We start from the raw sequence: 23,216 nt of genomic DNA on the forward strand, positions 1-23,216 counted from the left end.
ATGACAATGCCAACTCAACAGTGCCCGTGGCGAATGCAGGTTCATCATATTCAGCAGGAAACGCCGGACGTATGGACGATTTCGTTGCTGTGCCATGACTACTATCCCTATCGCGCCGGGCAGTACGCGCTGGTTAGCGTGCGCCATTCGGCGGATACGCTGCGCGCCTACACGCTCTCCTCAACGCCGGGGGTCAGTGAGTACATTACGCTGACCGTTCGTCGTATTGACGATGGCGCAGGCTCACAGTGGTTAACCCGCGATGTAAAACGCGGCGACTATATCTGGCTGTCGGATGCGATGGGCGAGTTTACCTGCGAAGATAAAACAAGCGATCGTTTTCTGATGCTGGCCGCAGGCTGCGGCGTGACGCCTATTATGTCGATGCGCCGCTGGTTGGCGAAGTACCGCCCGCAGGCGGATGTGCAGGTTATCTTTAACGTGCGTTCGCCGAAGGATGTCATTTTCGCCGAAGAGTGGCGTCAATACCCGGTAACGCTGGTGGCGGAAAACGACGCGACGCCGGGCTTTATCGCCGGGCGCCTCACCCGCGAGCTGTTGCAAAGCGTGCCGGATCTCTCCAGCCGTACCGTGATGACCTGCGGCCCGGCGCCTTATATGGAGATGGTGGAACAAGAAGTGACGGCGCTTGGCGTGACGCATTTCTTTAAAGAAAAGTTCTTTACCCCGGTGGCGGAAGCCGCTACCGACGGATTGAAATTCACCAAGCTGCAGCCGGCGAAAACGTTCTACGCGCCGGTCGGCACCACGTTGCTGGACGCGCTGGAGAGCAATAAAGTACCAGTGACCGTCGCCTGCCGCGCTGGCGTCTGTGGCTGCTGCAAAACCAAAGTGGTTGCCGGCGAATACAGCGTAACCAGCACCATGACGCTGACCGATGCGGAAATCGCCGACGGCTACGTGCTGGCCTGCTCCTGCCATCCGCAGAGCGATCTGGTTCTCGCCTGAGGTCAAAATCCCCGGTGGCGCTGCAGCTTACCGGGGCTACAGGACCGTAGATACTGTTATCGGTTTGCAACGGTTTTGGTCGGGGAAAACATGTGCTTTGTGTTAATTCTGAGCACATTGCGCTCCGATATTTCTTCTGCGTTATGCCCCTCATGGCGCAGGGAGCGCACAGGGGGCGGCCAGTCGCCGCCAACACCGACAGTTTCAGCCAGCATGGTGAATAAATTAAAGGCAGGCCACACTGTTATCGGTTTGCACCTTTTTAAGGGTTTTCCCGGACGCGGCGCGTTGCGCCTTCTCCGGGCTACCAAATCGCATCGTACTGTAGCCCCGGTAATCTGCAGCGCCACCGGGGGATTTTGAGATCACCAGCACCAGTAGTGTCAGCCCGCGTGGTGAATAAATTAAAGGCAGGCCGCACGGACCGTAGGCCGGATAAGGCATTAATGCCGCCATCAGGCACTTTTTTACCGCCAGACCGACTGACCGGCCAACGAATAACGACCTGCCCCTAATAGCGCAATCGCCAGCGCGCCGATAAAGAAATAGACCAGGCTTTCAATCGCCCATGCGCCGACGGCATCCAACTCGAATGTCTTACCTGTCCCAACCATCAGCCAGGCCACCACCATGGTAAACGCCAGCACCAGCGCCGCCGGGCGCGTCAATACGCCAAGAATAAGCAAACAAGGCGCGACGACTTCCCCCACCAGCACGCCGTAGGCAATAAATCCCGGCAGCCCTTTCGCGACCAGCATACCGCTGATGCCATCCACGCCGTCGATTAGCTTATGCAGACCGTGAAATAACATTAAGCCGCCAACGGCAAGTCGTAACAAGAGTTTACCGGCGTCTTCATGCGATAGCGTTTTATTTACTGTATTTAACAATCCCTTAACCATTTGATGTTCTTCCTGTTTTACACCCTGTGTGCTCCCAGAGTATGCGCAATATTCCATCAATAAAACCAGCGAAAAATAAGGGGCAATCGGCAACACAACCTGCAGTTTCATCTAAGCTTGATAGCGTTATCACAAAAAGGAGATGGAAAACCATGAAACAGACCGTGGCGTCATACATTGCAAAAACGCTTGAACAAGCGGGCGTGAAACGTATTTGGGGAGTGACCGGGGATTCCCTCAACGGCTTGAGCGACAGTTTAAACCGCATGGGTACCATCGAATGGATGCCGACCCGCCATGAAGAGGTTGCCGCCTTTGCCGCCGGCGCGGAAGCACAGCTCACCGGCGAACTGGCGGTGTGCGCCGGTTCCTGCGGGCCTGGCAACCTTCATCTGATTAACGGTCTGTTTGATTGCCATCGTAACCACGTACCGGTGCTGGCCATTGCGGCTCATATTCCGTCGAGCGAAATCGGTAGCGGCTATTTCCAGGAAACGCATCCGCAGGAGCTGTTCCGCGAATGTAGCCACTACTGCGAGCTGGTCTCCACTCCTGAGCAAATTCCGCAGGTGCTGGCTATCGCCATGCGTAAGGCGGTGATTAACCGCGGCGTGTCGGTGGTGGTCCTGCCCGGCGACGTGGCGCTAAAACCGGCTCCGGAAAGCGCCAGCAGCCACTGGTATCATGCCCCGCTTCCCACGGTCACTCCGGCGGACGAAGAGCTGCACAAGCTGGCGCAGCTTATCCGCTACTCGAGTAATATTGCCCTGATGTGCGGCAGCGGCTGTGCCGGCGCGCACCAGGAGCTGGTGGATTTTGCGGCGAAAATTAAGGCCCCTATCGTCCATGCCCTGCGCGGGAAAGAGCACGTCGAATACGACAATCCTTACGATGTTGGCATGACCGGGCTTATCGGCTTCTCTTCCGGTTTCCATACCATGATGAACGCCGACACGCTGATCCTGCTCGGCACCCAGTTCCCCTATCGCGCGTTCTATCCCACCGACGCCAAAATTATCCAGATCGACATCAACCCCGGTAGCATCGGCGCGCACAGTAAGGTGGATATGGCGCTGGTGGGCGATATCAAATCGACCCTGAAAGCGCTGCTGCCGCTGCTGGAAGAGAAAACCGATCGCCGCTTCCTCGATAAAGCGCTGGAGGATTATCGCGAAGCGCGTAAAGGGCTTGACGATCTCGCCAAACCCAGCGAAAAAGCGCTCCATCCCCAGTATCTGGCGCAGCAGATTAGCCGCTTTGCCGACGACGACGCGATCTTTACCTGCGACGTCGGTACCCCCACCGTCTGGGCGGCGCGCTATCTGAAAATGAACGGCAAACGCCGCCTGCTGGGTTCGTTTAACCACGGCTCGATGGCCAACGCCATGCCGCAGGCTATTGGCGCCAAAGCGACCGCGCCGAATCGCCAGGTCATCGCGATGTGCGGCGATGGCGGTTTCAGCATGCTAATGGGGGATTTTTTATCGCTGGCGCAGATGAAGCTGCCGGTGAAAATCGTCATTTTTAATAACAGCATTCTCGGCTTCGTGGCGATGGAGATGAAAGCCGGCGGCTATCTGACCGACGGTACCGAGCTGCACGACACCAACTTCGCCCGCATTGCCGAAGCCTGCGGGATCAAAGGGATACGCGTCGAGAAAGCCTCGGAGGTTGATGAGGCGCTGCAAACGGCCTTTAGCACCGACGGCCCGGTGTTAGTCGATGTGGTGGTAGCCAAGGAAGAACTGGCGATCCCGCCGCAAATTAAGCTGGAGCAGGCCAAAGGATTTAGCCTGTATATGCTGCGGGCGATTATCAGCGGACGCGGCGATGAAGTGATCGAACTGGCGAAAACCAACTGGCTCAGGTAAAACAATGCTATCACCCTGAATCAGAACAAGGATATGCCGTGATAGATCTTCGCAGTGATACCGTAACTCGCCCCGGGCGCGCCATGATGGAGGCCATGATGGCCGCCCCGGTCGGGGACGATGTGTATGGCGACGACCCAACCGTCAATGAACTCCAGCGCTATGCCGCTGAGCTCGCTGGTAAAGAGGCGGCGCTGTTTCTGCCTACCGGCACCCAGGCCAACCTCGTTGGCCTGCTTAGCCACTGCCAGCGCGGCGAAGAGTACATCGTCGGCCAGGGCGCGCATAACTATCTGTATGAAGCCGGCGGCGCAGCGGTGCTGGGCAGTATTCAGCCGCAGCCGATCGATGCCGCGGCGGACGGTTCGCTGCCGCTGGATAAAGTCGCGGCCAAAATTAAGCCCGACGATATCCATTTCGCCCCCACCCGCCTGTTAAGTCTGGAGAATACGCACAACGGTAAGGTGTTGCCGCGGGGCTATCTGCAAGAGGCCTGGGCGTTCACCCGCCAGCGTAATCTGGCGCTACACGTCGATGGCGCGCGTATCTTCAACGCCGTTGTAGCGTACGGCTGCGAGCTGCGCGATATCGCGCAATACTGTGATTCGTTCACCATCTGCCTGTCAAAAGGGCTCGGCGCGCCGGTCGGTTCTCTGCTGCTGGGCAGCGAAGCGTACATCCGACGCGCCATTCGCTGGCGTAAAATGGTCGGCGGCGGGATGCGTCAGGCTGGCATTCTGGCCGCCGCCGGTCTGTACGCTCTGCGAAATAACGTTACCCGTCTGCAGGAAGATCACGACAACGCCGCGTGGATGGCGGAACAGCTACGCGCCGTCGGTGCTGACGTGATGCGCCACGACACCAACATGCTGTTCGTGCGCGTCGGTGAGGAGCAGGCACGCGCCCTCGGCGAATTCATGCAGGCTCGCGGCGTGTTGATCAACGCCTCGCCAGTCGTGCGTCTGGTCATGCATCTCGATGTTAACCGCCAGCAGTTGACGGAAGTGGTCGGCCACTGGCAAGCCTTTTTACAACGCTAAGGAGTCAGGCGTGTCGCAATCTATTCTGGTGCTCGGCGCCAGCGGCTATATTGGCCAGCATCTGGTGCGCGAATTAAGCGCACGAGGTTATCCGGTGTTGGCGGCGGCACGCCATATCGACAGGCTGCAGAAGCTCGATCTTCCCGGCGTCACCTGCCACGCTATCGACCTCAATCAGCCGCAGGATCTCCCTGCTCTGCTTCGCGGGGTTGATACCCTTTACTACCTGGTACATGGCATGGGCGAAGGCGGCGATTTCATCGCCCATGAACGCCGCGTCGCCGTTAACGTGCGAGATGCCTTGCGTCAGACGCCGGTGCGCCAGGTCATCTTTCTCAGCTCGCTGCAGGCGCCAGCCCAGGAGCAGTCCGACCATCTGCGCGCCCGCCAGGTGACGGCCGATGTCCTACGCGAGTCAGGGATCCCCGTTACCGAGTTACGGGCGGGTATCATCGTCGGCGCCGGATCCGCCGCTTTTGAAGTGATGCGCGACATGGTTTACAACCTGCCGGTGCTGACGCCGCCGCGCTGGGTACGATCGCGCACCACGCCCATCGCGCTGGAAAACCTGCTCTACTATCTGGTGGAGTTACTTAACCATCCGGCTCGCGAGCACCGCGTCTTCGAGGCTGCCGGTCCGGATGTCCTGAGCTATCAGCAGCAGTTCACCCATTTTATGGCGGTCAGCGGCAAGCATCGCCTGTTGATCCCTATCCCCTTTCCGACCCGCTGGATTTCGGTGTGGTTCCTGAACGTTATCACCTCGGTCCCCCCCACCATCGCTAAAGCGCTGATTCAGGGGCTAAAACACGATCTGATCGCCGACGATCGTTCGCTACGCGCGCTGATCCCGCAAACGTTGATTCCCTTCGATCAGGCGGTGCGTCGTACCCTGAAAGAGGAAGAACAGCTGGTGAACTCCAGCGACTGGGGCTACGACGCTCAGGCTTTCGCCCGCTGGCGGCCGGAGTATGGCTACTACCCAAAGCAGGCAGGCTGCACCGTCAGCACCCAGGCGAGCCGTAAGGCACTGTGGCAGGTGGTGAACCAAATCGGCGGCAAAGAGGGCTACTTCTTCGGCAATATCCTGTGGAAAATCCGCGGCGCTATGGACCTGCTGGTCGGCCACCGCCTGGCCAAGGGGCGACCGCAGCATGATTATCTGCAAACCGGCGATACGGTAGATAGCTGGAAGGTGATTATTGTGGAAGAAGAACAACAGTTAACCCTATTGTTTGGCATGAAAGCTCCCGGTCTGGGTCGTTTAAGCTTTACTATTAGCGATAAAGGCGACCATCGCGAACTCGACGTTCGCGCCTGGTGGCATCCACACGGCATGCCCGGCCTGTTCTACTGGCTACTGATGATCCCGGCGCATCTGTTTATTTTTCGCGGCATGGCGCGACGCATCGCCCGCCAGGCCGAGCAAATCACAGGCAAAAACGAAGATTAAGCGTTATTCTTTCATGATTCTCATTGCATACTCGGGAGAATCACGGAAAAATGCGCACGAAATTCTTTTCTGGGACAGTAGATTGATATGAAGGTACTGGTTACCGGTGCGACCAGCGGATTAGGCCGTAATGCGGTGGAATATCTGCGCAACAAGGGCATCAGCGTGCGAGCGACCGGGCGCAACGAAGCGATGGGTAAGCTTCTGAGCAAAATGGGCGCGGAATTTATTCCCGCTGATCTAACCGAACTGGTCTCTTCGCAGGCTAAAGTGATGCTCGCCGGTATTGATACGCTTTGGCACTGTTCCAGCTTTACCTCGCCGTGGGGTACCCAGCAAGCCTTCGATTTAGCCAACGTTCGTGCGACTCGTCGTCTTGGCGAATGGTCCGTTGCCTGGGGCGTACGCAATTTCGTCCATATTTCATCGCCTTCGCTCTATTTCGATTATCACCACCATCGCGATATTCAGGAAGATTTCCGCCCGCACCGCTTCGCCAATGAGTTCGCCCGCAGCAAGGCGGCCAGCGAAGAGGTTATCAACCTGCTGGCGCAGGCGAACCCGCATACCCGCTTTACGATATTGCGCCCGCAAAGCTTGTTCGGGCCGCATGATAAAGTCTTTATTCCGCGCATGGTGCAGATGATGCGCCACTACGGCAGCGTGCTCTTGCCGCGCGGCGGTAACGCGCTGGTGGACATGACTTACTACGAAAACGCGGTGCATGCGATGTGGCTTGCCAGTCAGCCGCAGTGCGACCACTTACCTTCCGCGCGGGCGTGGAATATCAGCAACGGCGAGCCGCAGACGCTGCGCAGCATTGTGCAGAAGCTCATCGACGAGCTGGGCATCAAGTGCCGAATCCGCTCGGTGCCCTATCCGATGTTGGATATTATTGCCCGCAGCATGGAGCATTTCGGTAATAAATCGGCAAAAGAACCGGCTTTCACCCATTACGGCGTTTCGAAGCTCAATTTCGACTTTACCCTCGATATCTCCCGCGCTCAGCAGGAACTTGGCTATCAGCCGATCGTTACCCTGGATGAGGGGGTTACCCGTACCGCCGCGTGGTTAAAGGACCACGGCAAACTGCACGATTAAAACCATCGCTTACGGCAGCAAACCATCCTGTTTGCTGCCAAAGGTTTACCCTTGCCCATATTTTTCCAGCAACGCCTCGGCGATGGCCTGCGTTTGCGCATCGGCCACGCCGTCCCAGCGTGCCGGCCTGAAGTGCATCTGGAAGGCCATAATCACCCGTTTTTGCTGCGCCGGAGTCATCTCTGGGGTGACCTGATAGCCGTAGCGCGACAGCAGGTCTAACAATTCTCCGCTATCAACCGGTTGCCAACTCGGACGCCCTTGCAAATAAAAGGCGACACGTGAATCATCAGGCCAGGCGCCAATCCCCTGCTGCGCCAGCGCTCGCCACGGGAACAGCGGGCCAGGGTCATCCTTGCGCTGCGGCGCGATATCGGCATGAGCGACGACGTTTTGCGGCTGAATGTGATAGCGGGCAATGATATCTTTCGCCAGCGGGATAAGCGCTTCAATTTGCGCCGGATTGAATGGGGTAAAACGTTTTATATCGCCATTTTTTTGCCAGCCGCGATTTTCCAGCTCAATACCGATCGAGGTATCATTGATGCGCGTGCTGCCGCGCCAGAAGCTGATGCCGGCATGCCAGGCTAAATCTTCCTCCGGCACCAGTTGCCAGATACGCGGTTTACCGTGGTGCAGCGGCGGCTGCTCGGGAATTAAATAGTGTGAACTGACCTCTTTGTCGGTCAGGGTCGCCAGCGAGACATCAAAGTTATCGGCGGTATAGTGAATGACCAGGACTTTAATACGCGGATAGGCCGCCTGTGCCGGATGGCGGGTATCCAACTGATAACCCTGTTTGTCGACAATACCCTGCTCCTGCGCACAGCCTGCCAGTAGCAAAGCGGCAAGCGCAAGCTGGAGAATACGCTTTCCTAATAAGACCATCGATTACGCCCTTCCTGCTTAGCTTTATACAGCGCAGCATCCGCCTGCGCGATCAACTCTGAAGGTGGAGTGCTTCCCTCTGAGGCAACAATTCCCATACTGACCGTCACCAGCGGCCCGGCATCGGATTTGGCATGCGGCAGCGCCGCTTCGCGAATCTTCTGTTGGATCCGCTGCGCCACCGCCGTAGCGTTATCTAATGATTGCAGCGGCAGAACAATCACAAACTCCTCGCCGCCATAGCGCGCCACCATATCATCCTGCGCGCGCACCGACATTTTCAATACCGAGGCGATACAGGAAAGGCAATAATCTCCCGCCTGGTGCCCGTAGTGATCGTTATAACGTTTAAAGAAATCGACATCGAGAATAATAAGCGCCAGCGGCTCTTTACCTTCCCACGCCTGAGCTAAAAAATTGTCCAACGCCCGGCGGTTCGCGGTCGCCGTCAACGCATCCTGATTAGCCATGTTTTCCAGACGGTTAATCAGCTGAATATTCTCCTGATGGGTGTTCCAGGCCTCGTCATACCAGCGCTGCAAGATCTGACGACCGTATACCATAATAGCGGTACATATTCCCCAAAGGATTAAAAAACGTAAATCGACGCCGTGATGTATTTGCACCCCTGCAAGCAACGAGGTAACCCATAAAGGAACAAGATAAGCCGCAATGCCCACCGGGAAATAATAGAGCGCGGCAAGACCGGTGGTCATTAAAATAACCAGCAGCGGCCACGCGAACGGCAATGACCAGAAAATGATGAAGCAGTAACTACTCATCGACCAACATAAACTGAGGATCAACAAGATAGCGGAAATCACTTTTGTAGCATAGGCACCACTTAATATCCGCCCGGAGATAACCATCAGGCAAAGCGCCAGCGAGAAAACAATAATGGCCCCAAGCGCCATTTCCAGATAAGGAATAATATAATGGTTAGACAACCTTTGGTGATCGAACTCGGTGAACAGAACGTTGCGGAAGATGACCATCAAGGCAAAGGAGATATTGACGAACGCCAGCCACGGCATGCTGCGCGACAGCGCGTGCTTTTGTACATTTTCGCGATTGGCCCACAGCATCGTTCGATTTTCGCGCGGATCCAGCCGTTGTTCTGTCGGCATAGCTACTCCTTTTTCAGCTTCCGGACAATGCGTTAAGCTACCTGCGGTGACTTTTCTATATGATAAACCATCAGCCCGGGAATGTCTGTTGCCGGCCGCTTCAGCCACTCGCTGCTTAACGTCATTTTCAGCTAACGACAGATAAAAAAGGTCTTACGACCCGATACAGTCTATTGCGCAATAAAAAGCAAGCGTTATCAATGAGAACCACGTCATCTTTTCTTTAAAAAATCGTTAATTAAAGGTCATAAAAATGCAGCATTTCGCTTGAAAAAAAGACGGGCTTGATTCACTCTGAGGGCGCTCATTGGTTAGTTAAAACAAGGGCATGATGATAGCAAGATAAACAATGGAGATTAATAATATGAAATATGCAGCTTTAGTGGCAGGTGCAGCATTGTTTTTAACCGCGAACGCATTTTCTGCAGAAATTCTGAGCAAAGAAGATTTCGCTAAAGTACAGGGTCAATACCACAAAATTGGTACCATCTCCTCTACCGGACAAACTGCGCCGAGCGATGCGCGCGAAGAACTGATCAAAAAAGCCGATGAAAAAGGCGCTGACGTTGTGGTTCTCTCTTCCGGCAATACCGATAAGAAACTGCACGTATCCGCGAATATCTATAAGAAGAAATAATTAGTTATTACTGATATAGAAACATTATCATCGCATGGTGATAATGTTTCTTACTTATTACTCGACGAACGTTTATTTTTATACTCTTTTTCCATTTACCCCTCGTTAATAGTCATATCAAATATGCGCCATCATCAGGATGGTCATTCGCATAACGTTTAAAATAGCTAAACCACTCCGTTATCGGACTCGCAATACATCCCCCGGACTATCAATATAAATCCGATGCTATAACAGATATGCCCACTATACTTTTGTGGCATAAGAATATGCTCGCGTTTTACATTACCGCAGGTGGCAAATGAAAAAAATCGCATTCCTTATTTCTGGGTTGCTCTGCTCTGGCTTCAGCCATGCCAGCGCACTCTATTTTTATGAAATCGGCACCGAAGACGTCGGCCTGGCAGGCGCAGGTCAGGCCGCCCGCGCGCAGGACGCCTCCACCATCGTCACCAACCCAGCCGGCATGACCCGGCTGCCTGACCATATGTTTACCGGCGGCGCGCAGGTCATGGGCGGCGATATCCCGTACCAGATGAATAACGACCACGGCGGCAATAGCCCTGGTAACGTGATGAATCTGTTCCCGAACGCCAGCGGCTTTTACGCACAGAAAATTAACGATGATTTATATGCCGGGATTGGCTTGTACGGCAACTACGGTTTAGGCATTGATTTTGGCAACTGGGCCGGCGACCGTCTTATCAAGAAAAGTACCATGGTGGCGATGACGCTGAGCCCGTCGCTGGCGTGGAAACTTAACGATCGTCTCTCTGTCGGCGCATCCGCCAACCTGAACTACGGTTATTTATCGCTGACGCGCAACGTCGACGGTAATGACGAGAAAGATAAAGACCATGACTGGGCGATGAGCTACCGTCTGGGCCTGCTGATGCAGTTAACCGACCAGACGCGCGCCGGCATCACCTGGAACAGTAAAACCGATTATGACTTTAACGTTAAGGGCAAAGCGCGTTTTCCCAATTTACCGAACGTTGCGTATGATTTGCCGATCTCCGCCCAGGTCCGCGCGCCGCAGCAGATCATGCTCAGCATGGTCCACGATATTAATAAACAGTGGTCGGTGATGGGCGATCTCGGCTGGCAGGACTGGAGCCAGTTCGGCAGCCCGCAAATCACCGTTGCCGGTCACGAAAGTAGTAAAAATAACCGCCTGAAGGACTCCTGGCATAGCGCCGTCGGCGTGCAGTACCGGCCGACCGAGCAGTGGCGTCTGAACGCCGGCGTCGGGTTCGACAGCACGGTTTATGATTCGCAAAGCGACACGGCGCTCTCCCTGCCAACCGGCGATGAGTGGCGCTTCGCTACCGGCGCGCAATACCAGATAACCCCGGCCAGCAATATCGGCGTCGCGGTCTCTTATCTGCACATGCAATCTTCCCACGTAAAATCACCGGAAATCGTCTCCGGCAGCTACGATCACCCTTACCTGTGGTTCGCCAGCGTCAACTATAGTTATCAATTCTGATACGCCGGCTGCCCGCGCAAGAGGCGCGGACAGCCGATGGTCGTTGTCACATCAAGGTCTTAGCTCTTTGCGTCAAGTACAATTGTCGCGCTTACGCTATGCTTTAGCAGAATCTAACAACGTAGTGAGTTCATAAGGAAATCATCATGCGCTACAACATTCTTGCACTTGTTTTGCCTTGCGCACTGGCGCTGAGCGCCTGTACCACCGTGACCCCGGCTTATAAAGACAACGGCACCCGCAGCGGTTCCTGCATCGAGGGCGGCCCGGACGAGGTAGCGCAGCAGTTCTATGATTATCAAATCCAGCACCGTAATAACGATCTCACCGCGCTGCGCCCGTATCTGAGCGACGATTTGGCTAAACTGCTGAACGACGCTCGTCAGGACCCATCGCGTAACGCGCTGCTGCAATCAAATCCATTCTCCAGCAGTTCCACCCCGGCGGATAGCGCCGACGTCGCCAGCGCCTCAACCATCCCGAACCGCGATGCGCGCAATATTCCGCTGCGCGTTGAATTAAAACAGGGAACCCAGAGCTGGAAAGATGAAGTGCTGATGATTCAGGAAGGCCAGTGCTGGGCGGTTGACGATGTCCGCTACCTCGGCATAAACAGCCACGCTCCGGCCGGCTCGCTGCGTCAGAGTCTTGAGAAACGCTAATTTCGGCGTTAAAGCCACCCCGCTGAAACGATAACCCCGGTAAAATGTCGGTATTCCGTGTGGTAATGCCGACATTTGTTCCCCCCTACCACACGAACCCATATTTTGTGCTAACTTTAGTGATAAATGTGGTTTACATTTAACTTTTAACGCATAAATATTGCATAACTATTCTGTCAAAGGTACTATTTGCGGCCTCAATAGCTATTTGTATCAGACTGCCCAGATGAGTATTAAACTAAACGGCATTAATTGCTTCTACGGCGCGCACCAGGCGCTGTTCGACATCACGCTGGATTGCCCGCAGGGGGAAACGCTGGTGCTCCTCGGCCCAAGCGGCGCCGGTAAAAGCTCGCTGCTTCGCGTACTCAACCTGCTGGAGATGCCGCGTTCCGGTACCTTAAACATCGCCGGTAATCAATTCGACTTCACCAAAGCGCCGTCTGACAAAGCTATTCGCGAGCTGCGCCAGAATGTCGGGATGGTCTTCCAGCAGTACAACCTGTGGCCACATCTGACCGTGGTACAAAACCTGATCGAAGCCCCGTGCCGCGTGCTGGGCTTAACCAAAGATCAGGCGCTGGCGCGCGCCGAAAAACTACTTGAGCGTTTACGCCTTAAACCTTACAGCGACCGCTATCCGCTGCATCTGTCAGGTGGTCAACAGCAGCGCGTAGCGATAGCCCGCGCGCTGATGATGGAGCCGCAGGTGCTGCTGTTTGATGAACCCACCGCCGCGTTGGATCCGGAAATTACCGCCCAGATCGTCAGCATCATTCGCGAACTGGCGGAAACCGGAATCACCCAGGTTATCGTTACCCACGAAGTGGAAGTGGCGCGTAAAACCGCCAGCCGCGTGGTGTATATGGAAAACGGGCATATCGTTGAGCAAGGGGATGCTAACTGCTTCGCGCATCCGCAAACCGACGCCTTTAAAAACTATCTTTCACATTGATGTTTTCGGGGAAATAACGATGAAAAAAGTACTGATTGCCGCTCTGCTCGCGGGCATGAGCCTTTCCGCTACCGCAGCCCAGACTATCCGTTTCGCCACCGAGGCCTCCTACCCTCCGTTTGAGCTGGTAGACGCCAACAACAAAATCGTCGGCTTTGACGTCGATCTGGCTAACGCGCTGTGTAAAGAGATGGACGCGACCTGCACCTTTACTAACCAGGCTTTCGATAGCCTGATCCCAGGGCTGAAATTCCGCCGTTTCGACGCCGTCATGGCCGGTATGGATATCACCCCTGAGCGTGAAAAACAGGTGCTGTTCAGCACCCCGTATTATGAAAACTCGGCGCTGTTTGTCGGCCAGCAGGGCAAGTTCACCGGCATTGACCAGCTGAAAGGCAAAAAAGTTGGCGTGCAGAACGGTACTACCCATCAGAAATTTATTACTGATAAACATCCGGAAATCACCACCGTTCCTTATGACAGCTACCAGAATGCCAAACTGGATCTGCAAAACGGCCGCATTGACGCCGTCTTCGGCGACACGGCGGTAGTGACCGAATGGCTGAAGAGCAATCCGAAGCTGGCCCCGGTGGGTGATAAAGTGACGGATAAAGACTACTTCGGTACCGGCCTCGGCATTGCGGTTCGTCAGGGCAATACCGAGCTGCAGCAGAAATTTAACGCTGCGCTGGAAAAAGTGAAGAAAGATGGGACGTACCAGACCATCTATAGCAAATGGTTCCAGAAGTAACGCTGAATGAACGAATTTTTTCCATTAGCAAGCGCCGCCGGGATGACCGTCGGTCTTGCCGTTTGCGCGCTGGTCATCGGCCTGGTGCTGGCGATGCTTTTCGCCGTGCTGGAGTCGGTGAAATGGCGCCCTGTGGCATGGCTGGCGACCGGCATCGTGACGATTTTACGCGGCCTACCGGAAATCCTGGTGGTGCTGTTTATCTACTTTGGTTCCTCGCAGCTGCTGCTGACGCTGTCTGACGGTTTTACTCTCAATCTTGGGTTTGTGCAGATTCCGGTACAGATGCAAATTGAAAACTTCGACGTCAGCCCGTTCCTCTGTGGCGCCATTGCGCTTTCCCTGCTCTATGCCGCCTATGCCTCGCAGACCCTGCGCGGCGCCTTGAAAGCGGTGCCGCAGGGGCAGTGGGAGTCCGGACAAGCGCTGGGTTTGTCAAAGGCGGCGATATTCTTTCGCCTGGTGATGCCGCAGATGTGGCGCCATGCCCTGCCGGGCCTGGGCAACCAGTGGCTCGTATTGCTGAAAGATACCGCGCTGGTCAGCCTTATCAGCGTCAACGACCTGATGCTGCAAACCAAAAGTATTGCTACCCGTACTCAGGAGCCGTTTAACTGGTACATCATTGCAGCAGCGATTTATCTCGTCATCACCCTGTTGAGTCAATACATCCTCAAGCGTATTGACCAGCGTGCGACGCGCTTCGAACGGAGACCAGGTTGATGCTCGATTACTTACCCGAACTGCTGAAAGGGCTGCATACTAGCCTGACGCTGACGGCGGCATCGATCGTCGTGGCGCTGATCCTGGCGCTGATCTTTACCATCGTCCTGACGTTAAAAACGCCGGTGGTGGTATGGATCGTCCGCGGCTATATCACGCTGTTTACCGGTACGCCGCTGCTGGTACAGATCTTCCTGATCTACTATGGACCAGGACAGTTCCCGTCATTACAGAATTACCCGGTGCTGTGGCATCTCATCTCTGAGCCCTGGCTGTGCGCGCTGATCGCCTTGTCGTTAAACAGCGCGGCTTATACTACCCAGCTGTTCTATGGCGCCATCCGCGCCATTCCGGACGGCCAGTGGCAGTCCTGCAGCGCGCTGGGGATGAGCAAGAAGGATACGCTGGCGATTCTGCTACCGTATGCTTTTAAACGCGCCCTCTCCTCGTACTCTAACGAAGTGGTGTTGGTCTTTAAGAGCACCTCGCTGGCTTACACCATCACGCTGATGGAAGTGATGGGCCATGGCCAGCTGCTTTACGGGCGCACCTATGACGTGATGGTCTTCGGCGCAGCCGGCATCATTTATCTGGTAGTGAACGGCCTGCTGACGCTCTTGATGCGTCTGGTGGAAAGAAAAGCGCTGGCCTTCGAGCGCCGTAACTAACATCACGAAATGCATAAACAGTAAATAATGAAACGGGTAAGTGCTATTACTTACCCGTTTTTTTTATAACCAATAAAATAAACATACAACTTTATTGCATATAAATTCATTTAGTGGCATTGTGAACTTCAGCCGTAAACCGGCACAACATCATAAGATTGACCGACGGGAGTCCCACTATGAAAAAGTTAGTTCTGGCCGCACTGCTTAGCTCTTTCGCCTTTGGCGCCGCTGCCGCGGAAAAAATCAGCTTTGGCGTTTCCGCGACCTATCCGCCATTTGAATCCATGGATGCGAATAACCAGATTGTCGGTTTCGATCTCGATCTGGCCAAAGCGCTGTGTAAGCAAATGCAGGCCGACTGTACTTTTACCAACCACGCTTTCGACAGCCTGATCCCGGCGCTAAAATTTAAAAAGTATGATGCGGTGATTTCCGGCATGGATATCACGCCTGAGCGTAGCAAACAGGTCGCGTTTACCGACCCGTACTATGCCAACTCGGCGCTGGTGATCGCCAAAAAAGACGCGTACCACTCTTTTGATGACCTGAAGGGTAAGCGTATCGGCATGGAAAACGGCACCACGCACCAGAAATACCTGCAGGATAAGCACCCGGAAGTCAAAACCGTCGCTTACGATAGCTACCAGAATGCCATTATCGACCTGAAAAACGGCCGTATCGACGGCGTCTTCGGCGATACCGCGGTGGTCAACGAATGGCTGAAGACCAACCCGCAGTTAGGCGCGGCGACGCCGAAAGTAACCGACCCGCAGTACTTCGGTACCGGCCTCGGCATTGCGGTGCGCCCGGATAATAAAGCGCTGCTGGAAAAACTCAATGCCGCGCTGAAAGCGATTAAAGCTGACGGAACCTACCAGAAAATTAGCAACCAGTGGTTCCCGGAGTAAGACCTGCGCTTCCCGGCTTACGGCGCAACCGCCTGAGCCGGGCCTATCGGCAACGCTCTCCCTCACAACGGCAGGGTAAACTGGAAACAGGCCCCTGCCGGTACTTCCAGCAGGCGAATATCGCCCCCGTGCAGTTGCAGCATCCGGCGAACAATCATCAACCCCAGCCCGCCCCGTGAGGCGCTCTGCTGCCCCGGTTCCAGTACCGATGGCCGCTCAAACAGATTGGCCCGTAATTCACCGGCGACGCCCGGGCCGCTATCGGCCACCTCGACCACCACCTGCGTCCCCTGCAGGCGCGACGACAGACGAATTTCGCCCCCATGCGGAGTGTGGCGGATGGCGTTATCCAGCAGATTGGTTAATACCCGCTCCATCATCGAAAGGTCAGCCTCAACTAAAGGCAAGCCTGACGCCAATTCCAGGCGCAGACGGATTTCGCGGGTGGCAATCGCCAGATCGAATTTTTGCGCCACGTCCTGAATCAGCTCAGCAAGGATAAACTTTTCCGGCTGCGGCTTAATACCGCCATGTTCAAGGCGAGCCAGCTCAAATAGCTGTTGTGAGAGATGACGGACTTTATTTCCCTGGCGTAGCGCGATATTCAGATACTGCTTGCGCTCCTGCGCCGTCAGGCGATCATCCTTAAGCGATAACGTCTCCAGATATCCCAGCAGCGAAGTCAGCGGCGTGCGCAGGTCATGCGAAATATTGGCAATGAATTCCCGGCGCTGACGATCGCTATCAGCCAGCCGATCCCATTGCCCGGCGATCTGCTGCGCCAGTTCGATAAACCGGTTATGCAGCAGCGCCACTTCATTTCCGGGATGCGGGTCCGGCGCCTGCGCCGCCAGCGCCTTAATCGCGCGAATGCTGTCGCTATCACCCGCCGCCACCAGTGCCGTCAGCTGGCGTACAGGGCGTGTCACCCAGTACCACGCCAGGCCGCCGGCCAACAGGCCAAACAACGCCACCAGCAGCAGGGTCCATAGCAGCAGGCTCCACAGCGTCTTCTGCCAGGCGCTCTGTGCCAGTTCATTAAACGTTTCGCCCTGCAGAATAATATAAAGATAGCCATGTAGCTGGCCGTCAAGGCGTAGCGGCGCGGCGCTAAATACTTTTTGCTGGTCCACGCTGCGCGGATCGTCGCCATAAATCGGCCACGCGCCGCCGGAGAGAAACGTCTGCACCGGCGCCATGGCAATGCGCTGGCGTTTAATGTGCCCCGGCGGCGCGGCATCCGCCAGCAGCTCGCCATCCGGCGAAACGAGGTACAGCTCGACGCTTGGGTTAAACACCATCAGACGGTCGAAGAGTGGTTTCAACGCCGCGCGATCCACCTCGCCGTGGGCGTTGAGCAGCGGCTCGCGGGTGGCAATCTGCTGCGCCAGACCGGCGGAAAGCCGTTGCACCATGACGTTACCGTACTGCGCGCTGCTATAGAGCTGGAGCAGACAAACGGACAGCGCGCACAGCAGCAGCAAGGCGATAAACACCAACGACAGCCGCTGGCTGAGGCTGAGTCGGCGGATCATGATTGCGCCCCGGCGCTATAGGGCGCAAATTTATAGCCCTTCCCCCAGACGGTAAGAATAATGTCCGGCTCTGCCGGGTCGCGCTCTATTTTCGTACGCAGGCGATTGATATGCGTGTTGACAGTATGTTCGTAGCCTTCATGCTGATAGCCCCAGACGCTATCCAGCAGCGCCAGGCGCGAAAAAACTTCGCCGGGATGGCGGGCAAAGTAATAGAGCAGATCGAATTCGCGCGGCGTGAGGTCTACCAGTTCACCGCGCAGCCTGACCTCCCGGGACAGCGGGTCGATATTCAGGCCGTGGCAGGCGATACGTCCGGCATCCATCAAGAGATTTTGTCCCATCGCTTCCTGACGGCGAAAAACCGCCTTCACCCGGGCAATCAGCTCCAGCAGAGAAAAAGGTTTCGCCAGATAATCATCGGCCCCCATTTCCAGCCCCTGCACGCGCTGGGTTTCGCTGGAACGGGCGCTAATAATAATCACCGGTAGATAGCGCGTTTGCTGACGGATGCGACGGCAAATCTCCAGCCCGTCGACGTTGGGCAACATCAGGTCAAGAATCACCGCATCCCAGACGCCGTTATCCAGCTGGCGCAGCGCCTGCGCGCCGTCCGCCTCGTGCACGATTTGATACCCTTCATCCTGCAGATTCAGGCGCAACAAAGCCGCGATATCATCATCATCTTCCACCAGCAGGATTTTTTTACTCATCAGATTGGCTCCACGAATTTCACGCTCGTTTCATAAAGCTTACCCGATTTCAGCCGCTTAAAGAGTTCACATTTTGTTTAAACTTCACGAACCAGCAGCGTCAGCACTTCATAATGCGCGGTATGTGGAAACATATCGAACAACTGTACTCGCTCAAGGCGATAGCCCTGCAGAAGATCAATATCTGCGGCCATTGTCCGGGCGTTACAGCTCGAATAAATGATATACGGCGGCGCCATGCGGCTTAAATAATCGCACAGTTCGGCGCCGATGCCGCGCCGCGGCGGGTTGACCAGCACCAGCTGTGGAATATCGTCTTCATGCGTCGCGAATTGTGTGGAATCCAGCGCCTGAAAATGAAGATTGGTTAATCCCAACTGGGCCGCGGATTGCTTCGCGCAGGCGATGGCTTCCGGGGCGATTTCGATCCCGGTAAGACGCATCTGCGGGGTGGCGCAGTGCAAGCCGAAACCGCCGACGCCGCAAAATAGATCCCACATGTGGTTGACCGGCAGCGCGCGTACCCAGTCGCGGGCGGTCGCATAGAGCTGGCTCGCCACCGTCGGGTTGGTCTGGAAAAAGCTTTGCGGGCGGATCCACAGCGGTACGCCGTTAAAGTTCTCCGCCAGCGCCTGTTGATCGCTGAGGAAAATCTCCTCCTCCCCTTCCATGATAGCCATGTGCACGGGCTGAATATTGGCGGTAATCACCTTAAGCTGCGGCAACTGCTGCTGTAACCACGGCAGCGCGGCACGCAGCTGTTCAAGCTTAGCCGCAGAGCGCAGGACGAAACGCAACATCATGCCGCCCTGCTGGCTTTCGGTCAGCAGCAAATACTTCAGTTCGCCGCGCTTGCGGGCAACGTTATAGGGGGTGAGTCCGGCGCGGGCGATAAACGGCTTCAGCGCGGCGAAAACCGGCGCGAAACTCGGCGGGTACAGCGGGCAATCGGTGAGATCTTCCGGGGTGCCATCGCGATGCAGCATGCCGAGCAGCGGGCGCTCTACGCTACCGCTTACGACCATTTTCGCTTTGTTGCGAAACGCCGTCTCCGGACCTGAGACCGGAGCAAGCCATGTCGCCACCGGATGACTCGCCAGCAGTTCGCGCAGGTTCGCCATTTTATCGGCGAGCTGTTGCGTCAATGGCAATTCCAGCCACTGACAGGAACGGCAGCAGCCCGCGTCGTAAAGTGCGCAATGCATAAGAAGACCTTCAAGAAAACCGGGGCGGGGATTGTATCACCGTTATTGCAAGCGGAAAAACCGTCGGCACGACGCCGGGATAAACAATAGCGCCAGCACCAGCAGATCCGGCAGCTTTTGCAGAAACAGCGCATGGAGAATTTCCCGCTTCGACTCGCCGGCCACGCTGAACAGTTCCGGATAGCCGTAGCCAATCGAGGCCCCCCACAGATAAGAGATGACGATGATTTGCGTCAGCAGGTAGAGCCAGCGCGCCCAGTTGCGGCCTTTCACCAGCGAAAAGGCGCACCAGATCTCGATAAACACCAGCGCCAGGCTCGCCAGAAACACCAGCGTCAGGGCCCAGGTTTGCACACTACGATGAATAAAATCGGCAATCCCCTGCACGCCGAGCTGATTGAGGATCATTAACAGGTCGAGACCGCGAATTAAGATAATAGCGAAGGCCGCCACCTGTACCAGCACAGGGACGTTAAGACGAGCATGAGACGATCGAGTTTTTGTAAACAATCCCAACGTAAAGTCATCCATGAAAACGGCGCCACGAGTGCGGCGCCGATAATAGGCTCTGTTAGCGATTTTAGTGGGTTCAGCCCCTTCTTGCACGCTGGATATCGCGCACGCGCTGCTTTTCTGCGCGAGCCATTAAATACCAGGCGATAAAACCGACAATTCCCACCACGCCAAGGATTAAGGTTGCCAGGGCGTTAATTTCCGGGTTGACGCCCATCCGCACGCTGGAGAAAACCAGCATCGGTAGCGTCGTCGCCCCCGGCCCGGAAACGAAACTGGCAATGACCAGGTCATCAAGAGACAAGGTAAATGCCAGCAGCCAGCCGGAAATGACCGCGGGCATAATCATCGGCAAGGTTATCACAAAGAACACCTTCAGCGGCGCGGCGCCGAGATCCATCGCCGCCTCTTCGATTGACCTGTCCAGCTCGCGCAGACGTGAAGAGATAACCACCGCCACATAGGCGGTACAGAAGGTGACATGCGCCAGCCATATCGTCAACATGCCGCGATCCGATGGCCAGCCGATGGAATGCCCCAGCGCGACGAACAGCAGCAGCAGCGACAGCCCGGTAATCACATCGGGCATCACCAGCGGCGCGGTGATCATAAAAGCAAAACCGTTGGAACCGCGAAAACGGCCAAAACGCACCAGCACCACCGCGGCAATCGTGCCGAGGATCGCCGCCGCCGTCGCCGCGCAGGCGGCAATGGTCAGGCTTAACCCCACCGCGCTCATCATCGCGTCATCATGAAACAGCTCGCTATACCAGCGCGTCGACCACCCTGCCCATACCGTCACCAGCTTCGAACTGTTAAATGAATAGATAACCAGCATCAGCATCGGCGCATACAGGAAGGTAAAACCGAGCACGAGGATCAGAATCCGCCACGGCGAACGTACTACCGGTAAGTCATTCATCCATGATCCCCCATCTGTTTTTGCTGATGTTTGTGGAACCACATGATCGGCACGATCAGCAACAGCAACATCACAATCGCCACCGCCGATGCTACCGGCCAGTCGCGGTTATTAAAGAACTCCTGCCACAGCACGCGGCCAATCATAATGCTGTCGGGGCCGCCGAGCAGTTCCGGGATCACGAACTCGCCCACCGCCGGAATAAACACCAGCATCGAACCGGCGATAATGCCGCCTTTCGTTAACGGAACAATCACCTGGAAGAACGTTTTTAATGGCCGGGCGCCGAGATCCAGCGACGCTTCCACCAGCGAATAGTCGATACGCGTCAGCGCGGTATAAATCGGCAGCACCATGAACGGCAGGTAGGCGTAAACGATACCGATGTACACCGCCAGGTTGGTATGCAAAATCTCCAGCGGCTGATCGATAACACCAAGCCACAACAGGAAATTATTGAGCACCCCGTTGCTTTTCAGCAGCCCCATCCAGGCGTAAACGCGAATGAGGAACGAGGTCCACGAAGGTAATATCACCAACAGTAGCAGGATATTTCGCGTCGATGGTTTACTATGCGCCACCGCCCACGCCAGCGGATAGCCCAATAGCAGACAGCAAAAGGTGGAAATAGCCGCCACCTGCAACGACTGCAGATAAGCCTCAAAGTACAGCGGATCGTCGGTCAGTTGCAGGAAGTTGCCGAGGTTGAGCGTCAACGTCAGTTGACCGTCGGCCCATGACAGTAACTCGGTATAGGGTGGGATCGCCCGCGCCATTTCGGCCAGACTGATTTTAAAAACGATCAGGAATGGCAGTAAAAACAGCAGGATTAACCACAGATACGGCAGCGCAATCACCAGCTTACGCCCGTGGGCCATCTGCTGGCGCGCCAGCCACAGGGCAAAACCGCCGGGCTTTTTGCCGCCGGCTGGAGGTTCTAATGTGCTCATCGCCCTCTCCTTACACCGTCAGAACAACGCAGCTATCGGCGTCCCAGCACAAGCGAACTTCATCACCCCAGGTCGGCATGCCTTTGCGATGGCGATGTTCGTTTTGCAGCTGGGCGCTTATCATCTGCCCGCTTTTGAGACGGACATGATAGATAGACAGATCGCCGAGGTAGGCAATATGGATAACCTCGCCTACCGCAAAGTTAAAGCCGTCCGCCGGCGGTTCGTCGCAGAGCATGATTTTCTCAGGACGCAGCGCCACCCAGACCGGCACGTTATCCACCACCGAGGCATCCGGATCGACCTTCAGCGGATGTACCAGCCCCGGCGCATTCAGTACCAGACCATCTTCCAGCCGCTCTTTGACCAGCCCTTCGAAGACGTTTACCGAACCGATAAACTCGGCGCTATAGCGAGTCGTCGGATGTTCATAGATCTCCTCCGGCTCGCCTATCTGCACGAACTTGCCGCGGTTCATGATGGCGATACGACCCGCCATGGTCATCGCCTCTTCCTGATCATGGGTGACCATCACGCAGGTGACGCCGACGCGCTCAAGAATATCCACCACCTCAAGCTGCATCCGGTCGCGCAGTTTTTTATCTAACGCGCCCATCGGTTCATCGAGCAGCAGCAGTTTCGGCCGCTTCGCCAGACTACGCGCCAGCGCCACGCGCTGACGCTGGCCGCCGGAAAGCTGGTGCGGCTTGCGTTTGGCGAACTCCTGCATATGCACTAACGCCAGCATCTCCTGGACACGGGCGTTAATCTCCGCCTTCGGCAGCTTGTCCTGCTTGAGACCAAAGGCGATATTTTGCTCAACAGTCATGTGCGGAAACAGCGCGTAAGACTGGAACATCATATTGATCGGCCGTTGATACGGCGGCACGCGCGCCAGGTCGACGCCATCCAGCACAATCTGCCCGGCGGTGGGCAACTCAAAACCTGCCAGCATGCGTAGCAACGTCGATTTCCCGCAGCCGGACGCGCCCAGTAAGGCAAATATTTCGCCTTTATAAATGGTGAGATTGACATCATCGACGGCGTGTTGCCCATCGAAGGATTTGGTTAAATTACGGATTTCCAGCAGCGGGGTCAGCGCTTTGGGGGCTTTCGCCTGTGGGCGGGGCATTGCGTCATTCACTCGGGTGCTCTCCGGCAAATACAATCACCGTATGGCCCGGTTGCCATACATTCTTCAGTTCTATGTCCGCCAGCGAATAGCAGGTCA

24 protein-coding genes are annotated in these 23,216 nt (G+C 55.8%); 13 read left to right on the top strand and 11 right to left on the bottom strand.

All coding sequences use genetic code 11. The annotated features are described in order from the left end of the window. Positions 1 to 969 carry an NADH oxidoreductase gene (gene hcr, locus ACSEMK_RS16995; RefSeq protein WP_087859972.1) on the top strand — a complete coding sequence of 323 codons (969 nt, stop codon included), beginning with the start codon at positions 1 to 3 and terminating at the stop codon, positions 967 to 969. A 225-nt stretch (positions 970 to 1,194) separates the two neighbouring features. Here the strand turns inward: hcr and ACSEMK_RS17000 are convergent, their stop codons facing one another. After that, positions 1,195 to 1,425, bottom strand: a complete 231-nt coding sequence (locus ACSEMK_RS17000) for a hypothetical protein (RefSeq protein ID WP_435336610.1) — start codon at positions 1,423 to 1,425, stop codon at positions 1,195 to 1,197. 11 nt (positions 1,426 to 1,436) lie between these two features. Next, the gene (locus tag ACSEMK_RS17005) at positions 1,437 to 1,871 is read right to left on the bottom strand and encodes a DoxX family protein (RefSeq protein WP_087859974.1); all 435 of its coding nucleotides are present in this window, start codon (positions 1,869 to 1,871) and stop codon (positions 1,437 to 1,439) included. Positions 1,872 to 2,023: 152 nt separating this feature from the next. Between ACSEMK_RS17005 and poxB the strand changes: the two genes are divergently transcribed. From poxB to ACSEMK_RS17025, 4 genes are all read left to right on the top strand, one after another. After that, on the top strand, positions 2,024 to 3,742 hold the full coding sequence (gene poxB / locus ACSEMK_RS17010) for a ubiquinone-dependent pyruvate dehydrogenase (RefSeq protein WP_213794656.1): 1,719 nt from the start codon (positions 2,024 to 2,026) through the stop codon (positions 3,740 to 3,742). A gap of 38 nt (positions 3,743 to 3,780) precedes the next feature. After that, positions 3,781 to 4,782, top strand: a complete 1,002-nt coding sequence (gene ltaE / locus ACSEMK_RS17015; RefSeq protein ID WP_087859976.1) for a low-specificity L-threonine aldolase — start codon at positions 3,781 to 3,783, stop codon at positions 4,780 to 4,782. Between the two features lie 10 nt (positions 4,783 to 4,792). Beyond that, entirely contained in the window at positions 4,793 to 6,235 is a 1,443-nt protein-coding gene (locus tag ACSEMK_RS17020; protein WP_087859977.1) for an SDR family oxidoreductase, read from the top strand. Between the two features lie 87 nt (positions 6,236 to 6,322). Continuing rightward, on the top strand, positions 6,323 to 7,336 hold the full coding sequence (locus ACSEMK_RS17025; RefSeq protein WP_087859978.1) for an NAD-dependent epimerase/dehydratase family protein: 1,014 nt from the start codon (positions 6,323 to 6,325) through the stop codon (positions 7,334 to 7,336). Between the two features lie 45 nt (positions 7,337 to 7,381). Here ACSEMK_RS17025 and ACSEMK_RS17030 read toward each other — a convergent pair whose 3' ends face one another. Together ACSEMK_RS17030 and ACSEMK_RS17035 are read right to left on the bottom strand one after the other, a co-directional pair. Continuing rightward, a complete protein-coding gene (locus tag ACSEMK_RS17030; protein ID WP_087859979.1) occupies positions 7,382 to 8,224 on the bottom strand; it encodes an N-acetylmuramoyl-L-alanine amidase in 843 nt (280 codons plus the stop codon). Then, complete coding sequence (locus tag ACSEMK_RS17035; protein WP_087859980.1) at positions 8,212 to 9,351, bottom strand: GGDEF domain-containing protein; 1,140 nt, start codon at positions 9,349 to 9,351, stop codon at positions 8,212 to 8,214. The genes ACSEMK_RS17030 and ACSEMK_RS17035 overlap by 13 nt, the downstream gene beginning before the upstream one ends. Before the next feature lie 364 nt (positions 9,352 to 9,715). Between ACSEMK_RS17035 and yahO the strand changes: the two genes are divergently transcribed. The 8 genes from yahO to artJ all read left to right on the top strand — a co-directional run bounded on the left by yahO (position 9,716) and on the right by artJ (position 16,147). Beyond that, positions 9,716 to 9,988 carry a DUF1471 family periplasmic protein YahO gene (gene yahO / locus ACSEMK_RS17040; RefSeq protein ID WP_045396302.1) on the top strand — a complete coding sequence of 91 codons (273 nt, stop codon included), beginning with the start codon at positions 9,716 to 9,718 and terminating at the stop codon, positions 9,986 to 9,988. A 301-nt stretch (positions 9,989 to 10,289) separates the two neighbouring features. After that, positions 10,290 to 11,477, top strand: coding sequence for an OmpP1/FadL family transporter (locus tag ACSEMK_RS17045; RefSeq protein ID WP_411326041.1), 1,188 nt, complete (start codon positions 10,290 to 10,292; stop codon positions 11,475 to 11,477). A 146-nt stretch (positions 11,478 to 11,623) separates the two neighbouring features. Next, entirely contained in the window at positions 11,624 to 12,139 is a 516-nt protein-coding gene (locus ACSEMK_RS17050) for a lipoprotein (protein ID WP_015367514.1), read from the top strand. 226 nt (positions 12,140 to 12,365) lie between these two features. After that, the gene (artP, locus tag ACSEMK_RS17055) at positions 12,366 to 13,094 is read left to right on the top strand and encodes an arginine ABC transporter ATP-binding protein ArtP (RefSeq protein WP_015367515.1); all 729 of its coding nucleotides are present in this window, start codon (positions 12,366 to 12,368) and stop codon (positions 13,092 to 13,094) included. Between the two features lie 19 nt (positions 13,095 to 13,113). Further along, on the top strand, positions 13,114 to 13,845 hold the full coding sequence (gene artI / locus ACSEMK_RS17060; RefSeq protein ID WP_015367516.1) for an arginine ABC transporter substrate-binding protein ArtI: 732 nt from the start codon (positions 13,114 to 13,116) through the stop codon (positions 13,843 to 13,845). Between the two features lie 6 nt (positions 13,846 to 13,851). Then, on the top strand, positions 13,852 to 14,568 hold the full coding sequence (gene artQ / locus ACSEMK_RS17065) for an arginine ABC transporter permease ArtQ (protein ID WP_015367517.1): 717 nt from the start codon (positions 13,852 to 13,854) through the stop codon (positions 14,566 to 14,568). Then, on the top strand, positions 14,568 to 15,236 hold the full coding sequence (gene artM / locus ACSEMK_RS17070; protein ID WP_015704859.1) for an arginine ABC transporter permease ArtM: 669 nt from the start codon (positions 14,568 to 14,570) through the stop codon (positions 15,234 to 15,236). Before artQ ends, artM begins: the two co-directional genes overlap by 1 nt. 179 nt (positions 15,237 to 15,415) lie before the next feature. Then, complete coding sequence (artJ, locus tag ACSEMK_RS17075; protein WP_015367519.1) at positions 15,416 to 16,147, top strand: arginine ABC transporter substrate-binding protein ArtJ; 732 nt, start codon at positions 15,416 to 15,418, stop codon at positions 16,145 to 16,147. Between the two features lie 62 nt (positions 16,148 to 16,209). On the opposite strand, the gene ACSEMK_RS17080 is transcribed toward artJ, so the two are convergent. The 7 genes from ACSEMK_RS17080 to potG all read right to left on the bottom strand — a co-directional run bounded on the left by ACSEMK_RS17080 (position 16,210) and on the right by potG (position 23,129). Continuing rightward, entirely contained in the window at positions 16,210 to 17,682 is a 1,473-nt protein-coding gene (locus tag ACSEMK_RS17080) for an ATP-binding protein (protein ID WP_430914966.1), read from the bottom strand. Beyond that, positions 17,679 to 18,395, bottom strand: coding sequence for a response regulator transcription factor (locus ACSEMK_RS17085; RefSeq protein WP_015704857.1), 717 nt, complete (start codon positions 18,393 to 18,395; stop codon positions 17,679 to 17,681). Before ACSEMK_RS17085 ends, ACSEMK_RS17080 begins: the two co-directional genes overlap by 4 nt. Before the next feature lie 77 nt (positions 18,396 to 18,472). After that, entirely contained in the window at positions 18,473 to 19,600 is a 1,128-nt protein-coding gene (gene rlmC, locus ACSEMK_RS17090; protein WP_430914965.1) for a 23S rRNA (uracil(747)-C(5))-methyltransferase RlmC, read from the bottom strand. Positions 19,601 to 19,642: 42 nt separating this feature from the next. Then, entirely contained in the window at positions 19,643 to 20,131 is a 489-nt protein-coding gene (locus tag ACSEMK_RS17095) for a YbjO family protein (protein WP_430914964.1), read from the bottom strand. A gap of 58 nt (positions 20,132 to 20,189) precedes the next feature. Next, positions 20,190 to 21,035 carry a putrescine ABC transporter permease PotI gene (potI, locus tag ACSEMK_RS17100; protein WP_015367524.1) on the bottom strand — a complete coding sequence of 282 codons (846 nt, stop codon included), beginning with the start codon at positions 21,033 to 21,035 and terminating at the stop codon, positions 20,190 to 20,192. Further along, complete coding sequence (gene potH, locus ACSEMK_RS17105) at positions 21,032 to 21,985, bottom strand: putrescine ABC transporter permease PotH (protein ID WP_015367525.1); 954 nt, start codon at positions 21,983 to 21,985, stop codon at positions 21,032 to 21,034. The genes potI and potH overlap by 4 nt, the downstream gene beginning before the upstream one ends. Positions 21,986 to 21,995: 10 nt before the next feature. Continuing rightward, complete coding sequence (potG, locus tag ACSEMK_RS17110; RefSeq protein WP_015367526.1) at positions 21,996 to 23,129, bottom strand: putrescine ABC transporter ATP-binding subunit PotG; 1,134 nt, start codon at positions 23,127 to 23,129, stop codon at positions 21,996 to 21,998. Between the last annotated feature and the right edge of the window lie 87 nt (positions 23,130 to 23,216).

The organism is Klebsiella sp. K-3 (genome assembly GCF_051207495.1).
GTDB lineage: Bacteria > Pseudomonadota > Gammaproteobacteria > Enterobacterales > Enterobacteriaceae > Klebsiella > Klebsiella aerogenes.

What these genes read in the sequence shown, in the direction of transcription:
- yahO (WP_045396302.1), top strand. Translation starts at nt 9,716, where the DNA reads ATGAAATATGCAGCTTTAGTGGCAGGTGCAGCATTGTTTTTAACCGCG.
- ACSEMK_RS17080 (WP_430914966.1), bottom strand. Translation starts at nt 17,682, where the DNA reads ATGATCCGCCGACTCAGCCTCAGCCAGCGGCTGTCGTTGGTGTTTATC.
- ACSEMK_RS17030 (WP_087859979.1), bottom strand. Translation starts at nt 8,224, where the DNA reads ATGGTCTTATTAGGAAAGCGTATTCTCCAGCTTGCGCTTGCCGCTTTG.
- artJ (WP_015367519.1), top strand. Translation starts at nt 15,416, where the DNA reads ATGAAAAAGTTAGTTCTGGCCGCACTGCTTAGCTCTTTCGCCTTTGGC.
- ACSEMK_RS17095 (WP_430914964.1), bottom strand. Translation starts at nt 20,131, where the DNA reads ATGGATGACTTTACGTTGGGATTGTTTACAAAAACTCGATCGTCTCAT.
- artP (WP_015367515.1), top strand. Translation starts at nt 12,366, where the DNA reads ATGAGTATTAAACTAAACGGCATTAATTGCTTCTACGGCGCGCACCAG.
- ACSEMK_RS17085 (WP_015704857.1), bottom strand. Translation starts at nt 18,395, where the DNA reads ATGAGTAAAAAAATCCTGCTGGTGGAAGATGATGATGATATCGCGGCT.
- hcr (WP_087859972.1), top strand. Translation starts at nt 1, where the DNA reads ATGACAATGCCAACTCAACAGTGCCCGTGGCGAATGCAGGTTCATCAT.
- ACSEMK_RS17035 (WP_087859980.1), bottom strand. Translation starts at nt 9,351, where the DNA reads ATGCCGACAGAACAACGGCTGGATCCGCGCGAAAATCGAACGATGCTG.
- ACSEMK_RS17000 (WP_435336610.1), bottom strand. Translation starts at nt 1,425, where the DNA reads ATGGCGGCATTAATGCCTTATCCGGCCTACGGTCCGTGCGGCCTGCCT.
- potI (WP_015367524.1), bottom strand. Translation starts at nt 21,035, where the DNA reads ATGAATGACTTACCGGTAGTACGTTCGCCGTGGCGGATTCTGATCCTC.
- ACSEMK_RS17045 (WP_411326041.1), top strand. Translation starts at nt 10,290, where the DNA reads ATGAAAAAAATCGCATTCCTTATTTCTGGGTTGCTCTGCTCTGGCTTC.
- rlmC (WP_430914965.1), bottom strand. Translation starts at nt 19,600, where the DNA reads ATGCATTGCGCACTTTACGACGCGGGCTGCTGCCGTTCCTGTCAGTGG.
- poxB (WP_213794656.1), top strand. Translation starts at nt 2,024, where the DNA reads ATGAAACAGACCGTGGCGTCATACATTGCAAAAACGCTTGAACAAGCG.
- ACSEMK_RS17050 (WP_015367514.1), top strand. Translation starts at nt 11,624, where the DNA reads ATGCGCTACAACATTCTTGCACTTGTTTTGCCTTGCGCACTGGCGCTG.
- ACSEMK_RS17005 (WP_087859974.1), bottom strand. Translation starts at nt 1,871, where the DNA reads ATGGTTAAGGGATTGTTAAATACAGTAAATAAAACGCTATCGCATGAA.
- artQ (WP_015367517.1), top strand. Translation starts at nt 13,852, where the DNA reads ATGAACGAATTTTTTCCATTAGCAAGCGCCGCCGGGATGACCGTCGGT.
- ACSEMK_RS17025 (WP_087859978.1), top strand. Translation starts at nt 6,323, where the DNA reads ATGAAGGTACTGGTTACCGGTGCGACCAGCGGATTAGGCCGTAATGCG.
- artI (WP_015367516.1), top strand. Translation starts at nt 13,114, where the DNA reads ATGAAAAAAGTACTGATTGCCGCTCTGCTCGCGGGCATGAGCCTTTCC.
- artM (WP_015704859.1), top strand. Translation starts at nt 14,568, where the DNA reads ATGCTCGATTACTTACCCGAACTGCTGAAAGGGCTGCATACTAGCCTG.
- potH (WP_015367525.1), bottom strand. Translation starts at nt 21,985, where the DNA reads ATGAGCACATTAGAACCTCCAGCCGGCGGCAAAAAGCCCGGCGGTTTT.